The 15,672-nt window shown below is 43.6% G+C and carries 13 protein-coding genes and 1 pseudogene; 4 read left to right on the forward strand and 10 right to left on the reverse strand.

Annotation, left to right across the window (positions count from 1 at the left end):
• Positions 1-97: 97 nt before the first annotated feature.
• A complete protein-coding gene (gene dnaE / locus KI659_RS00995) occupies positions 98-4,396 on the reverse strand; it encodes a DNA polymerase III subunit alpha (protein ID WP_213943475.1) in 4,299 nt (1,432 codons plus the stop codon).
• Between the two features lie 195 nt (positions 4,397-4,591).
• On the opposite strand from dnaE, the pseudogene KI659_RS01000 reads away from it, so the two are divergent.
• From KI659_RS01000 to KI659_RS01010, 3 genes and pseudogenes are all read left to right on the forward strand, one after another.
• Positions 4,592-5,200, forward strand: a pseudogene (locus tag KI659_RS01000) (Uma2 family endonuclease).
• Positions 5,201-5,210: 10 nt separating this feature from the next.
• Entirely contained in the window at positions 5,211-5,816 is a 606-nt protein-coding gene (locus tag KI659_RS01005; RefSeq protein ID WP_213943476.1) for a Uma2 family endonuclease, read from the forward strand.
• A 23-nt stretch (positions 5,817-5,839) separates the two neighbouring features.
• The gene (locus KI659_RS01010) at positions 5,840-6,439 is read left to right on the forward strand and encodes a Uma2 family endonuclease (RefSeq protein ID WP_213943477.1); all 600 of its coding nucleotides are present in this window, start codon (positions 5,840-5,842) and stop codon (positions 6,437-6,439) included.
• A 207-nt stretch (positions 6,440-6,646) separates the two neighbouring features.
• Here KI659_RS01010 and KI659_RS01015 read toward each other — a convergent pair whose 3' ends face one another.
• The 7 genes from KI659_RS01015 to KI659_RS01045 form a co-directional block, all read right to left on the reverse strand.
• On the reverse strand, positions 6,647-7,207 hold the full coding sequence (locus KI659_RS01015; RefSeq protein ID WP_213943478.1) for a DUF1697 domain-containing protein: 561 nt from the start codon (positions 7,205-7,207) through the stop codon (positions 6,647-6,649).
• A gap of 48 nt (positions 7,208-7,255) precedes the next feature.
• A complete protein-coding gene (locus KI659_RS01020) occupies positions 7,256-8,575 on the reverse strand; it encodes a serine hydrolase domain-containing protein (RefSeq protein ID WP_213943479.1) in 1,320 nt (439 codons plus the stop codon).
• 115 nt (positions 8,576-8,690) lie between these two features.
• Entirely contained in the window at positions 8,691-9,887 is a 1,197-nt protein-coding gene (locus KI659_RS01025; RefSeq protein WP_213943480.1) for an ATP-binding protein, read from the reverse strand.
• Between the two features lie 54 nt (positions 9,888-9,941).
• The gene (locus KI659_RS01030; RefSeq protein WP_213943481.1) at positions 9,942-10,772 is read right to left on the reverse strand and encodes an alpha/beta fold hydrolase; all 831 of its coding nucleotides are present in this window, start codon (positions 10,770-10,772) and stop codon (positions 9,942-9,944) included.
• 203 nt (positions 10,773-10,975) lie between these two features.
• On the reverse strand, positions 10,976-11,620 hold the full coding sequence (rsmG, locus tag KI659_RS01035) for a 16S rRNA (guanine(527)-N(7))-methyltransferase RsmG (protein WP_213943482.1): 645 nt from the start codon (positions 11,618-11,620) through the stop codon (positions 10,976-10,978).
• Between the two features lie 166 nt (positions 11,621-11,786).
• Positions 11,787-12,398: an RNA polymerase sigma factor gene (locus KI659_RS01040; protein ID WP_213943483.1), complete on the reverse strand. Its 612-nt coding sequence runs from the start codon at positions 12,396-12,398 to the stop codon at positions 11,787-11,789.
• Complete coding sequence (locus KI659_RS01045; RefSeq protein ID WP_213943484.1) at positions 12,389-13,519, reverse strand: glycosyltransferase; 1,131 nt, start codon at positions 13,517-13,519, stop codon at positions 12,389-12,391. The genes KI659_RS01040 and KI659_RS01045 overlap by 10 nt, the downstream gene beginning before the upstream one ends.
• Positions 13,520-13,680: 161 nt before the next feature.
• Here KI659_RS01045 and tgt point away from each other — a divergent pair, with 161 nt between their 5' ends.
• The gene (gene tgt / locus KI659_RS01050; RefSeq protein WP_213943485.1) at positions 13,681-14,811 is read left to right on the forward strand and encodes a tRNA guanosine(34) transglycosylase Tgt; all 1,131 of its coding nucleotides are present in this window, start codon (positions 13,681-13,683) and stop codon (positions 14,809-14,811) included.
• A gap of 76 nt (positions 14,812-14,887) precedes the next feature.
• On the opposite strand, the gene KI659_RS01055 is transcribed toward tgt, so the two are convergent.
• Both KI659_RS01055 and KI659_RS01060 read right to left on the reverse strand, forming a co-directional pair.
• On the reverse strand, positions 14,888-15,124 hold the full coding sequence (locus tag KI659_RS01055; RefSeq protein WP_246535245.1) for a type II toxin-antitoxin system HicA family toxin: 237 nt from the start codon (positions 15,122-15,124) through the stop codon (positions 14,888-14,890).
• Between the two features lie 13 nt (positions 15,125-15,137).
• On the reverse strand, positions 15,138-15,527 hold the full coding sequence (locus KI659_RS01060) for a hypothetical protein (protein ID WP_213943486.1): 390 nt from the start codon (positions 15,525-15,527) through the stop codon (positions 15,138-15,140).
• Between the last annotated feature and the right edge of the window lie 145 nt (positions 15,528-15,672).

The raw sequence follows: 15,672 nt of genomic DNA on the forward strand, positions 1-15,672 counted from the left end.
ATATAATAGAAAAGCCTTTTAGCTGGGAATAAGTTCAAAATTTTCCTTAGAAAGAACATATTTATTTACTCCGGTTTCCCGTCTTCGGTCTTCGGTCTTAAATAATCTTATACATCACCTCCGGCATCAGTCTCAGCTCCTCAATCATTTCATTACTTGGGTCAATGGTATATTTGGTGGACATGAGATCCAGCGTGATATTTTCCTTTTTATCGATCACGTTGATATACAGTTTGGCTTCTCCTTTATATTTCTGGGTCACTTTTTCAAGTCTTTCCATCAAGTCTAAGGTCAAATCATCCAAATCAATATTCACCCGTAGGCCCTTTACCATCTTTGCCCTGAGTTCATCGAGTAGTGACATGTTATTGATCTTGAACTCAAACTCGTTTTCCTTCCATTTATTAGGGTGGACAGAACCTGTCAGATATAAGAACCACCCCGTCATAAAGTATTCCTTAAACCTTATATAATCCTCTCCAAAGATGAAAAACGTATGCCCTCCGTGGTAATCCTCCATCGTAAGGGTGCCAAAAGGTTTCCCCGTTTTGGTAGTCCTATGGGCAAAGGATGTCACCATTCCAGCGGCCTTTATTTCTCCTTTAGCTCTGAGAGCCTCTATGTTGTTTATTTCTGGCAGGGGGGTGTTGGTAAATGACTCAAATTCCACCCTGAATTGATCCAAGGGATGTCCAGATATATAAAGCCCAACCACTTCTTTTTCAATGTTCAGTTGCTGCAGTTGGCTAAAGGGCTCCATCTGTGGAATACTCGGCAATGGCACTTCCATACCGCTGCCTCCACCAAACAAGCTTACCTGTGAGCTGTCAGCTTCTGCGGCTACTTTTTGGGCGTATTTGACGGCTTTTTCAAGTAAAGTCACTTCACCATCTGGTGCCTCCAAGAAAAGACGTCTATGATATTCCTTAAAGCAATCGAATCCACCAGCCATGGCTAAGGCTTCCAAGGTCTTTTTGTTTACCGCTTTTAGGTTTACCCTTTTGGTGAAATCAAAGAGATTCTTGTATGGCCCTTTTTCTAATCTTTCGGCGATTATCGAGTCCACGGCTGTTCCACCAGCACCTTTAATAGCCGCCAATCCGAAACGTACCTGTCCTTCCTGGTTTACCGTAAAGCCCCGCTTGGATTCATTTACATCCGGTCCCAATACCTCAATTCCCATACGCTTACATTCCTCCATGAAGAAAGTCACTTGGGAGATGTCATTCATGTTGTTGGAAAGCACAGAGGCCATGTATTCGGCAGGGTAGTGGGCTTTCAGGTAAGCGGTCTGGTATGCAATCCAGGCATAGCAGGTCGAGTGGGATTTGTTAAAAGCGTAAGATGCAAATGCTTCCCAGTCTTTCCAGATTTTTTCCAGCTTCTTCTTGTCATGACCCTTGGCAGCTGCTTGGTCGACAAATTTAGGCTTCATTTTATCCAGTACATCTTTTTGCTTCTTACCCATGGCCTTACGCAGTACATCTGCCTCACCTTTGGTGAAGTCGGCCAGCTTTTGCGACAGGAGCATCACTTGCTCTTGATAAACGGTAATACCATATGTCTCTTCCAGATATTCCTTCATATCATCCAAGTCATAGGTAATCGGCTCGGTACCGTGCTTACGCTTGATAAAGCTCGGGATATATTCCAACGGTCCTGGTCGATAAAGAGCGTTCATGGCGATCAAATCGGCAAACACCGTTGGCTTGAGCTCCCGCATGTATTTTTGCATACCAGCGGATTCATATTGGAAAATCCCAACCGTCTCTCCCCGTTGGAAAAGCTCATAAGTTTTCTCGTCATCAATAGGAAAAGCTTCCGGATCAAGTTCAATCCCGTGGCGCTCCTTTACGATTTTGACCGCATCCTTAATCAGGGTAAGGGTCTTAAGCCCCAAAAAGTCCATTTTGAGCAGGCCGGCGTTTTCCACCACGGCGTTGTCAAATTGGGTACAGAACATGTCCGAGTCCTTGGCAAGGGCTACAGGGACGTAATTGGTAATGTCAGCCGGGGTAATAATGACCCCACAGGCGTGGATGCCTAGGTTACGCACCGAGCCTTCTAAGACGGTCGCTTGGTTTATGGTTCTGGCGGTCTCATCTCTTCCTTTGGATATCCTGATCAGCTCTTCTGCCTGGGCGACACTTTCAGAATTGTTTTTAAGCTTGTTTACTAATTTGGCTCTGTCATTGGCTAAATCAAAAAGTGCCTTTAGCTTGATGTCTGGTACCAACTTGGCCAGTTTATCAGCTTCACTTAAGGGAAGGTTCAAAACCCTTGCGGTATCCCTGATAGCAGATTTTGCTGCCATGGTACCATAGGTGATGATCTGGGCCACTTGGTTGGCGCCGTATTTTTTGATTACATAATCGATTACACTTTGACGTCCTTCATCATCAAAGTCAATATCAATATCGGGAAGGGAAACCCTATCTGGGTTTAGGAATCTCTCAAAAAGGAGATCGTACTTGATGGGGTCCACATTCGTAATTCCTACACAATAGGCAACTGCGGAACCTGCCGCCGACCCCCTCCCAGGACCTACCGAAACGCCCATTTCTCGTGCGGCCGTGGTAAAATCCTGCACAATAAGGAAATAACCCGGATAACCGGTGTTGGCAATGGTGGCCAATTCAAAATCAAGTCTTTCGCGGATAACATCCGTAATTTCACCGTAACGCTTTTCGGCGCCTACATAGGTGAGGTGACGTAGAAACGCATTTTCTCCCCGTTTGCCTCCATCAATATCGTCCTGTGGGTCCACAAACTCCTGTGGAATGTCAAATTTGGGGAGTAGAACTTCCCTGGCCAGCTTATATCGCTCAATTTTGCCAAGAATCTCATTGGTAGTGATGATAGCCTCGGGAAGATCGACAAAGAGCTTTTTCATCTCATCAGGGCTCTTTAGGTAGAATTCCTCATTGGGAAATCCGAACCGGAATTCCCGACCCAATTTCCCAATGTATCTTTTTTCCTTTCTATCCGGCCCATCGGTTTTCTCCCCATCTTTTACGCACAGAAGAATGTCATGTGCGTTGGCATCCGCCTTTTGATTGTAATAGGTATTATTGGCAGCGAAATATTTTACGCCATATTTATGGGCAAAGCGAAGTAAAACCTCATTTACTTTTTCTTCTTCCGGGATCCCGTGGCGATTTAACTCTACATAAAAATCCTCTCCAAACTGCTCTTTCCACCACACAAAGGCTTCTTCCGCCTGGGTTTCCCCCACATTAAGGATCAAGAATGGGATCTCCCCAAATAGGCCTCCTGTGGTGGCTATCAAATCCCCTTTGTACTCAACCAAAACCTCCTTATCTATCCGGGGGACGTAATAAAACCCTTCTATATTGGCATACGAGGCAAGTTTGGCCAAATTATGGTATCCAGCTTTATTTTTGGCAAGCAGGACAGTTTGATAGCCATTGTCTTTTTGGGACTTGTTTTTCCGGTCACGGCACACGTTAAACTCACAGCCGAGGATTGGAGTAAGGTCTGCATTTAATGCTTCCTTCACAAAGTTAAAAGCCCCCATCATATTACCATGGTCGGTCATGGCAATAGCTGGCATGCCCAATTCCTTAGCCCTATTGATAAGTGCAGGGATCTCAGAGGTAGCCTGGAGGACTGAAAACTGCGTGTGAACGTGCAGGTGTGTAAACGGTACGTCCACCAAATCACTGATATCAGCCTTGCCAGCAGCCTTCAATACATCCTTGGCAGCTTGCTTTGTGGTATCTTTGGCGTTGGCAAAATTGGCAATATCCAGTTTCGGTGCTTCGTAGATCACCTCATCATGGGAAATGCCAGGCTCAGGAGCCAGTACTTCCTGGGTGATCAGCCCAAAGAAACATTTGGCCGTGGCGTCCACATCATAGGCTGCATCGTGGGCGTCATCAAAGCCAACATTAAAAAGTTTATGGTGAAGTTCCGTAAGGGTTGGCCATTTGAATTTCCCACCCTTACCGCCGGGGATGGCGCAGAACTCTGTGGAAATGTCTTTGGTATCCAGCTCCTGCATGTCCAACAGCTTCATCGGAACTTCCTTCCTCAGGTATTCCGAGCCGCAGACATTGATGTCAAAGCCGATATTGTGGCCCACGAGGTATTTGGCCTTTTCTATGTCATCATGGAAAATCTTCAATACCTTCTCCAGGTCATGCCCTTCTTTCAAGGCGCGGTCGGTAGAAATACCATGGACCTTCTCCGCATTGTAGGGAATGGTAAAACCTTCCGGTTTCACAATGTAGTTTTGATTGGAGATCAACTTACCGCGCTCATCGTGCAACTGCCACGCGAGCTGGACCAGCCGTGGCCAGTTATCCAGGTCTGTTATGGGGGCGTTATAGTCTCTGGGTAAACCTGTGGTTTCGGTGTCAAAAATTAAGTACATGCAGCTTCCTTTGATTTGGGGATTCTAAATTAAGATTTATCCAATTCATCTACCAGAAGAGTGGCGGAAATTGTCACATAATAATAAAGGTTATCGTGTGAAGAGGTTGGTTTATAGTTCATTATGATTTTATAGTAAGAGGATTTTACTTTGATTTTCATTACTTTAGTATTTTATATAAAGGGTAAGGAAAAGATGGAAAAGGGGGAGAAAAACAGTCAGTTAGAGGAGCCGTTTTCCGAATGTGGGAGGTACACTTATGCAGATTACCTGACTTGGGAGATTGACGGCATGGTAGAGTTGATAAAGGGGAAGGTTTTTCGGCAAGTGGCTGCCCCAAATTTGAAGCTTCAGAAGATTTCTTTAATTATAGCAGGTAAGCTATACGAGTTTTTGAAGGATAAGAAATGTCATGGTTTTAGTGCTCCTTTTGATGTCCGACTACCTCTCCGTTCCAAAAAGGATGAGGAGATCCATACCGTTGTCCAGCCGGATATATGCGTGGCTTGTGATCCGGAAAAATAGGATGAGACCGGATGCCTAGGTGCACCGGACCCTATCATTGAAGTATTGTCGCCAGGCAACAATTAGAAAGAGTTTCAATATGAATTTGAAGTCTATGAAGAAAGCGGGGTCAAGGAATATTGGATTCTTCAACCTGAAATGGAAGACCTAATGGTTTATACTTTATATCAAGGGAAATATGTTGCTTCCCGGCTCTTTTCCCGGAGGGATGTGGTGACGTCTACTTGTATCGAAGGATTTGAATTGGATCAGGAGGATGTTTTGGGCGTGTATAAATAATCTGAAGGCGATGGAAAAGGATAAAAAAAACAACAGTTTAGAAGAGCCCTTCACCGAATATGGGAGGTACTCCTATGCCGACTATCTTACTTGGGAGATAGAGGGTATGGTGGAGCTTATTAAGGGGAAGGTGTTTCGAGAGGTCGCAGCACCTAAAATGAGACATCAGGCAATTTCTGTAAACGTAACGAGTAAGTTATTTTATTTTTTAGAAAAGAAAACTTGTAAAGTCTTTGCAGCCCCGTTTGATGTGCGTTTACCGGTCAATTCAAAAAAAGATGAGGATATTACTACCGTGGTACAGCCGGATATTTGCGTAATATGTGACCCTAAGAAAATAGATGAAGCAGGCTGTATTGGAGCCCCTGATCTAGTAGTGGAAATTCTGTCCCCGGGAAACAGTAAGAAGGAGCTAAAATATAAATACGAAGTTTATGAGGAAAGCGGAGTGAAGGAATATTGGATCATCCAGCCAGAAATGGAAAACCTAATGATCTATACTTTAAAACAAGGAAAATATGTTGCCTCCAGACTCTTTACCCGCGGCGATGTAGTGAAGTCTACTTGTATCGAAGGATTTGAATTGGATCTCGAGGATATTTTTGGGCATCTATAAATATCTGAAGGCGATGGAAAAGGATGAAAAAAAACACCAATTTAGAGGAGTCCTTCACCGAATATGGAAGGTACTCTTATGCCGATTACCTGACCTGGGAGATAGACGGAATGGTGGAACTGATTAAGGGTAGGGTTTTCAAACAAGTGGCTGCTCCGAGGAGAAAGCATCAAGAGATTGTATTGTTGGTTGGGAGTAAGCTTTTAACCTTGTTTGAGCATAGGATATGTAAAGTTTTTGTTGCCCCATTTGATGTCCGCTTACCCAGCACTTCACCAAAAGATGAGAAAATCTTTACGGTGGTCCAGCCCGATATTTGCGTGGTTTGTGACCCTGCCAAATTGGATGATGCCGGTTGTGTAGGTGCCCCTGACTTGATAGTGGAAGTGCTGGCTCCGGGCAATAACAAAAAGGAGCTTAAATATAAATACGAAGTGTATCAGGAAAGCGGAGTGAAGGAATATTGGATCATCCAGCCGGAAATGGAAAACCTAATGGTTTATACTTTAAAACAAGGGGAATATGTTGCCTCCAGACTCTTTACCCGCGGCGATGTGGTGAAGTCTTCCTGTATCAAAGGTATTGAGCTGGACCTGGAGGAGGTGTTCGGAAGGGTGGGATAATGCCTATAAGTCCATCTATTTATTACATATCCCCAGGACTCCATTAATTTATCCCGGAATTATGGGTTACCCTTATCCGCTGGGCACCCACTTCGCTACCAATAGGGACCCACTTCGCTCCCAGTCGGGGTATGGCCCAAGCGGGTGCATGCAAGGAGCCTAGTGGAATGGGACTGTATCCAATTTAGCTAGAACTCGTCCATGCCTCTAAAAGCTATCACCAATGGATGGGGAAGCCAGTCTCAAAAGCTCGGTTGTGGTTTTCCAGTTCCGGGTCGTTGCTTTTACTTTTAACCTGGCCTCCAAAAAATTGTTGGTTAATTTGGTTCTTCCGTAGCCGTTTGGACAGTAGAGGTAAACGGCCGTATTCGAGAAGCTTATTTTTTCCCCGTTTTGTTTTTTGTTTTCAATTGTCATTTGATCATAAGCTGCAGGCGGAGCAGCAAGAAATGTCACGTGTAAAAATGAGGGTTCTTTGTCCTGATCATCAACGAAAGGATTGGATGCAATGATTTCACTCAATTTGTCAACGGTCAATACCAATACCGGCACTTCAAATCCGAAATCTGTTTCTATTTGGCGGGAAATATTTTGCTCCAGAATTGCGGGGGCCATTTCCTCACTGGAAAAAATAACATTTCCGCTCTGCACGTAAGTTTTGACATCCCTGAACCCCAGATCTTGATACATTTCCCTCAATGTGTCCATCTTTATCGGCTTATTTCCGCTTACGTTGATCCCTCTTAATATGGAAATGTATGTTTTCATTTTTCAGGTATGACAGTCGGTTTGCCAATAAATTCTTTTGCACAAACCCTATTCTTTCTTAAACTCAAATGCTCCCCCACCTTGTTTCATTATCATGGTTTCTTCAGAAGGGTTAAATTCTAAAACCAACCCTGCCTGATCAAATTCAAACTTGTCTTTGTCAGTTGCTATGAGAGGGAAGGCAGATTGACCGGTGGCTTGGCCTTTCAATACCCCATCTTCTTTGGTGATGGTGATATCCAAAGGGAATTGAGAGGAGGTATAGGTCCCCACATACTGGTCGAGCTCTTCGGGACTGACATCAAAAGCCTTAAACTCAGGAACGGTAAAAGGCATTCCATAGACTGCTCTCAATACGGCAATGGATATGTTATTGTTTTTGTAACTTGTGCCATTGGAAATCATCGCGTAGGATATCCCACCATCAGTATAATGGATAAATGTGGATGAAAATCCGTCTATTACCCCACTGTGCCCCAGTCCCGTTCTGCCGTTGAAGGGCATCTGGTAAAGCCCCCTCCCAAAATTGTCCTCTATAGTTTTCATCTTCTCAAGGCTTTCTTCCCGAAGTATTTTACCCGCAAATAAAGCATCACTAAACTTTACCAAATCGCTTGGAGTAGAAACGATCCCTCCTGCACCCAATGGAATGGAAATATCCGTCTCGGGTTCAATTTTCCAACTGTTGGCAAAGCGATAAGAATTGCATTCATTGTTTTTGGGGTTGATTTTTCCACCTAAAAAAGTATTTTCCAAACCAACAGGCCTGGTGATATATTCCGTTAAAATATTTTCATAAGATTGCTCGAAGGCTTTCTCCAGGATATAGGAAAGCAGCACATAATTGGAGTTGCTGTACGCTGCCCGCCTGCCGGGCTCAAAATCGCTTCCTGCATTGGTGATAATCTCCACCATTTCCTGTTCTGTTTTGGCTTCAGTAAGCCAAGTGAGGTAATCCGGGTCACTGGTAAAATTATGGATGCCGCTCCGATGGTTCAATAGGTTGGTGATGGTAATGCGGTCAGCGTTGGGTATGGTGGTGAAAAAATCATCCAGAGTCTGGTCGAGTTGCAGTCTATCATGCTCTACCGCCAATAGCGTCAATACTGCCGTAAATGTCTTTGATATGGAGCCTATGCGATATTTGGAATCTTGATCCGGTTTTTCATTGTTTTCCAAGTCGCAAAACCCAACAGATTTGGTGTAAATGAGCTCACCGTTTTGTGACACGGCCACACTGCCCATAAACTTGTCGTTTTGCTCAAGGGCTTCAAAATAACGGTCCAACTTCTCTCTGTCAAAATCCTGGGCAAAACCAACCTGGTTTAAAAGGCCCAATAAGCAAACCAAAAAAAGCGTTTGTTTCATTTTTATACCATTTATGGGGAATTCCATACAAAATAGACGTTTTTAGTTTCAATAGCAACAGGGTGGGGTGAGCATTGATATATCCTTCAAGGTGGAAATGAAAGGTTTTGGGGAATTAATATAGGAAGCCCAATAGATACATCGGTACTTTATTTCCATAACCATGGACAAGGTCATCTGCGATGATATAGGAATCCTTCTCTGCGTGGATCTGCTTTTGGTTTTTCTGTTTGCCCCCGACTTCGAAAAGGTATTTTCCATTGACCAGGAAATCTCCGTTTTTTGGAAAGGTTATTTTCAGGCCTGCATTCTGTAACTGTGCCATGGTAAAAGTTTCCCTGATGTTGCCTTTTTCGGGTGTGCCTTCTGCCAGCGCATGGATAAGGCTGGTATTGTGCAGGTAAATTTTGTCCGGCTTGTTCATCATGCTGACCCCGACGGTTGAGCTCCTTAAGTTTCTGATCAACCGGGAGGCTTCAAGAAGATGAAGAAATTCCAACAATTGTAACCTGGTGGTCTCGGTCTTTTCCGCAAGTTTGGAAATGTTGGGCGTAAAAGGAACGGAAGTGGAAAGGATATAAAGGAGCTTCTTCAGTTTTGACTGGGTGGCTACGGTTATATCTTTCCCGAAAGGCAGATCATAGTCGATAATCAAGTTGATCAGCTGGGTTATCTTAGCAAAATAATCCTGCTCCCCCTCCATGAAAAAGGGATAGGCTCCAAATTGAAGGTGTTTTGCAAGTTCAGCCAATGGCAAAGGTACTTTGGACGAAAGCTCATTGGCTATTTCCATATGATGGGTCAAAATATCCGCAATGGAATAACGGGGGAGTCCCAGATTGCTTTTTATTGCAATATATTCCCTTAAGGAGAGTTCAGGAAGCTCATAATAGACCAACCTTCGGCTGAGATCCGCCACAGATTTTTGGAGGGCCAAGATGGAGGAGCCCGAGAGGATAAGTTTTAACTCTGGATTAAAGTCATAAATATTTTTCACTGCTAATTGCCAGTCATCATACTTATGGACTTCATCCAGAAACAAATATTTTCCGCCCTGTTGGATAAAGCTTTCGGCTACCTCAACCAAACTGTGTTGCTTAAAGTAAAGGTCGTCCAAGGATAGGTATAAAGCTTCACTAGGAGAGAGGTTCTCTTTGATATATTGGAGCATCAAGGTGGATTTCCCCGTCCCCCGGGCCCCGGTAATGCAGATGCCCCTGCTCTGCCAGTTGATTTCACCAATCAGGGAGCGCTTAAAGTTAAGCTTGATAGTGTTTAGAAGCGAACGATATTTATTATACAGGGGGTTCATTGTTTATTCAAATATACAAAAATAAGGGTAAATTGTTTATTTGGATAAACATATTTATTTGTTTGCAATGGTAAGGCTTTTTAAAAAACCAATCAATGCCTTGTTGAACGCTTCAGGATTATCCTGATTGGCAATGTGGTTGGCACTTTGGATCTCGACACGCTTGCTGCCTGGGGCCTCCTTGTGCCACTGTTCGGCCGCGTTTCTTATAAAAAACAGGTCTTTTTTGCCATAAGTGATAAGGGACGGGGAATTCTGAGGGGCGGGGGATTGGTCTATCAAGTCATAAACCATGTCCTCAGTAATTTTCAAGGCCAGTTTTTTACCGGTTCTCCTCATGGTTTCCGACAGATAGTCCTGAACCTCTTTCTTTTCAGCCCGGTGTTTGCCGAAAGCCGAATAAAACATATTTGCGGGGATTAGCTTAAGCATGAACATCAGCGAAGGCACAAGTTTTTTCGCCCAAGGTCCAATATGCGACTTCAATCTGATGCCAGGCACATGGATGGTGGCTGCGACTTTTTCCGGATACATCCTTTCAAAATGCTGGACAATCATGCTGCCCAAGGATTGCCCCACAAAAAATGCTTTAGGTATCTTAAGTTCTTCTATTAGCCCATTCAGGCATTCTGCTGACAGTCTTGTGAACCGCTTGTTGTAATTTTTCAGTGTAGACTTGCCATGCCCGGGCAAATCCCAAACCAGAACACTATAGTCCGATTGGAGTGCTTTGACCTGCAAATCGAAGGTCCTGTGGTCCATTCCCACACCATGAATAAAAACCACCATGGGTTTCTTCTCACTCTGCAAAAGTTCATAATGGATATCCCCAAAAGGACTTTTATGGGGGCTTGGGGTAGTCTTGTTTTGTTTTACATTATCCATTAGCATGCATGAATAATTAGCGTAGGATCAGGTCAACTGAGATAGCATGAGGGAAAAATCAGCTGAGATAGCTAAAATACAAAAAAATGGGGGGGAAGAGGAATGAAATGAGGCAAAGCCTCAAATTTTATTGTCCCGAGGCACAGCCTCGGGACAACCTAAAATCCTACTTAGTACATAGTACATCGTACTTAGTACACAAATTACCGCTTCCCCTCCCATGGCACATATACCACCTTTTTGGTTTCGAAGAATTCGTCTTCGAAATAATCTTCCAAGTGGTAAGTTACATAGGAGCAGTGGACTTCTTCCATTTCTTCATCGACGTCACCTCCTTTGAGGTAAAAGATGCCGTTTTGGTATTCGTTGATATCCTCTTTTTTGAACTTGCCCTTTACCCAAGGGTAAAAATTGGCAAATCTGGTAACAGCACGGCTGATGATAAAGTCATAGCGGCGGACAAGGCCTTCTGCCCGGGTTTGCTGAGCTTCCACATTTTGTAGTCCCAGTTGTTTTACGACGTCCTTTACCACCGTGATCTTTTTTCCGATGGAATCGACCAGGTGAAAGTGCGTGTCGGGAAACATGATCGCCAGCGGGATGCCCGGAAAGCCTCCACCCGTACCGATGTCAAGCACCTTGGTGCCAGGTTGAAACTCCATCACTTTGGCTATTCCCAAGGAATGCAATACGTGCTTGGTGTAAAAGTTCTCAAAATCCTTGCGGCTAATCACGTTGATTTTGCTGTTCCAGTCCTCATACAGTTCCTCCAGTTGTTCAAACTGCTGCTTTTGCTTATCGGTGAGGTTTGGGAAGTATTTGAATATAGTTTCTAATTGTGAATTCATAGAAAAAGAAACCGCAGAGGCGCAAAGGGCACAGAGGTACAAAATTTTAAATCTCTGTGTACTCTGGTCCTCTGTGGTTATTTAAATTTAATTATATGTGTGTTTAGAAACCGCAGAACTTATACCCAAATTCTTTATGTCCTCTGGTCCTCTGTGGTTACTTTTTTTATATATGCTTGTTTTTCCCCTGAGCGATTTCGTAAAGTAGCTCACGGGATCTATGCAGTTGGGCTTTGACCGTGCCGAGCGGTTTGTCCAACTCTTCGGCAATCTCGTCATAAGAAAGCTCGTCGAAATATCTCAGCTGAACCAATTTCCGATACTTAGCCGGCAATTTGTCCACAAAAATCCTGACCATTTCAATCCTTTGGGATTTGATGAATTCATCCTGAGGGTTATTCTCATCGTCTTCCACATCGATATTGACGCTGTTTCCGCCATCATCGGTCAGGGTGTTGTTAAGACTCATGGTTTTCAGCTTCTTTTTCCGGATAAAGTCAATGGTATTGTTGGTCGCAATCCGGAAAAGCCAGGTACTGAAGGTGTAGTCCTTTTTGAATTTATGCAGGTTTTTGAATGCCTTGGCAAATGCCTCCATGGTCAGGTCGTCGGCATCGTCGGCGTCCCTGATCATTTTGAGGATCATGAAGTAAACTGCTTTCTTGTATCTTTTCATCAGAGTGGCAAAGGCCTGCTGGTCCTTTTGCCCGACAGCCCTGTCGATCAGTTCAAAATCTTCTAGTGCTTTATCTGAGAAACCTCTTTCGTTTATTTCCATCTAACTGTTTTTGATAGGTATCCTTTGGTACCCATGACCCAAAAATAACCCAAATAGATTAAATCGAAAAATATGGTCCAAAACACTTTGGTTTGGCCTTCCAATTTCCGATATGCGCCACGGAAAACACCGTAGGCGATGGTTGTCCTGATTAAGAACAGTGCCCCGATGCCGGCAATGATCATCGGGTCCTTTGAAACGGCCATCAATGCAATTCCTGATGCCCAAAACAACAGGTGGCTAAATGCAAAGAGACCGATTTTGAGTTTATCCAAGGTCTTGTAATATTTCCCTGCCTGGAAATGTCTTTTCTTCTGAATATTATAAGAACTAAAAGTCCTTTTAGGTTCCGAAACGGTGATGCTTTCGGGGTCTATGACCATGCTGGTGTTCGAACTGTTGGCGTACTGGTTGACGAAAAGATCATCGTCACCACCCAATATATGCCAAAAGTTCTTAAAAGCTTTCTTCTCCATAAAAAAGCTTTTGCGGTAGCAAAGGTTTCTCCCCACTGCCATGTAGGGGGATTTCCAAAGCCCAAAAGAGAAGTACTGCAATGCCGTGAAAACCGTTTCGTACTGGATGAGCCAATTGAGAAAGCTTTTATCCTTGCGGTAAGCCCCATAGCCGATTGCGAATGTTTTGTTTTGCAGCCTTACCGGGGCAGTCATCAGTTTTGCCCAGTTCTTGGAAGCAGGGGTGCAGTCTGCATCAGTGAGAAGAATTACATCATGCTTGGCTACCTTGATGCCCAAGGTAAGGGCGTATTTCTTGGGCGTGACATGGGCGGGGGTATAGTTGACGGTTACCGTGCGCAGGTTTGGATATATTTCCATAAATTCCTCCAGTAGCTCAGCAGTCTGGTCAGTGGATTGGTCATTCACCACCATAAGCTCAAACTTCGGATAGTCCTGCTTGGCCAATTCAGGGATCAGCTTTTGAAGGTTTTGATATTCATTTCTGGCTACTATCAGCATAGTGACTGCTTCTGGGTTGGCATCATTCAGGTTTTCCTTTACAGGACGGAAAAAGAAGGCCAAACGTCCATAAATGCAGACTAGGTAGATAAACTGAAATAAAAGCGCGGTTAGGAAAAGTAACCCCAAAACCTGAAAGATCATGTTGTTAATGGATAAAGCGTAAATATAAAATCAATTTCCACAACTCTTTTAAGTATAAGCTTATATTTTTGTGGCTTACAAATCTGTGAGGAAAAGACCCCTGTCCCAACAATTTATCATTTAGGACATTAAAAGGCAGGGCAGGATTGGTTAAAAAGATTATGAAATTTATACTTGAAAATACAGATCCGAAAAGCAAGGCGAGAGCCGGAGTGGTGAAAACGGATCATGGAGATATAGAAACACCTATTTTTATGCCTGTGGGTACTGCCGGATCCGTGAAGGCCGTGCATCAGCGGGAGCTTACCTATGATGTAAAGGCCCAGATTATCCTTGGCAACACCTATCACCTCTACCTTAGGCCGGGATTGGATATCTTGGAGAAGGCGGGTGGGTTGCACAAATTCAACGGCTGGTCCAAGCCTATCCTTACCGACAGTGGGGGGTATCAGGTATTTTCCCTTTCTGGAACTCGCAAGATCACCGAGAAAGGCGTTATGTTCAAATCCCACATAGATGGCTCCAAGCACAATTTTACTCCGGAGGGTGTCATGGATATTCAGCGGACAATTGGGGCGGACATTATTATGGCTTTTGACGAATGTACCCCATATCCATGTGACTTTGGCTATGCGCGCAATTCCATGGAAATGACGCATAGATGGCTGAAAAGATGCATTGACCGATTTGATAGTACAGAAGGAAAGTACGGTTACAGCCAGACTCTGTTCCCGATTGTTCAGGGCAGTGTGTATAAGGATTTAAGGAAGCAGTCGGCGGAATTCATAGCTTCATGCGGCAGAGAGGGCAACGCAATCGGTGGGCTTTCAGTTGGAGAACCTGCGGAAATGATGTATGAAATGACAGAGCTGGTTACGGAGATACTGCCTACGGATAAGCCCAGATACCTTATGGGAGTGGGTACCCCAGCCAATATCCTGGAAGGCATCGCTTTGGGCGTGGATATGTTTGACTGCGTAATGCCAACCCGAAATGCCCGAAACGGCATGCTCTTCACCACTGAAGGCGTTATCAATATGCGGAATGAAAAGTGGAAGGATGATTTTTCTCCCATTGACAGCGGCTTTAACAGTTATGTGAGTAACTTTTATACCAAGGCATACTTAAGACATTTGGTGATCAGTAAGGAAATACTGGCGGCCCAGATTGCCAGTATCCACAATTTAAGTTTTTACTTATGGCTGGTCGGCCAGGCAAGGGAAAAAATCAAGTCTGGGGAATTTGCCACCTGGAAAAATATGATGGTGGAGAAAGTGAGCAGGAGGTTGTAAGTCATACAATTTGTTGAAATTGGATGATGGGAATAATGGTTTTATCTGATTTGATGGATCATTATTCCTTTTTTTATCAGCTTTTGAGAATCTTGAAAAAATCTTTCTTCTGTATGCCTAATGCTCTTAGCGCATTCCTTACAATAAATTCAGGTACTGGATCAATATGCGACTGAACCACTATTGGTCGGGCCAAATCTTTTCTGACAAAAATTAAATGACCGCCTTTTGATCTATGTTGCTTACAGCCAATTTTTTCTAAAAACAACAAATAGTCTTTTAAGGAAACGTTAGAAAGTTTTCTTGTTGACATTAAAAAGTTTCATTTAGGGAAGTGCTGGAAAGGAAATTTCTTGGTCGAATTTATGGAAATGCTTTTTTTCTAGGAGATCCTCCAACTCTTCATTAGTTTGGATAAGGTGATTCCAAGAGGGACTTTCAAAAGTTAGACACCCGTCTTTTTGTTGGATTTGCCATCCAAGCCTTTTTAGCTCACGGTGGAAGGTGTTGTTCTTGGTGCAAAAATCAATGAATTCGGATAAAGCTAATTGAAAGGATTTCATGGCTTCCTCCTCTGTCTTGCCATACCCTGAGAGATCCAATGCTGGGCAGTAGATTATAACTACCCCATTCTCTTCGAAAGATAGCAATGATAATTGAGTTTTTGTATTGGAACTCCCACCAGACTTGTCGCCCTTAACAATAACTTTTCCCATCCTTTTTAAACATTGAACCTAGTAATGACTTTAACCAATTGGCAATTATAAAAGTTGTCCAAAAAGTTCTATCTCATGAAATATAGATAAGTCTTATAAATATACTTAACAATTTTTAAAGACCATATTAGGGCAAGTGGGCTGT

It is taken from the genome of Litoribacter ruber, assembly GCF_018449405.1.
Taxonomy (GTDB): Bacteria; Bacteroidota; Bacteroidia; order Cytophagales; family Cyclobacteriaceae; genus Litoribacter; species Litoribacter ruber.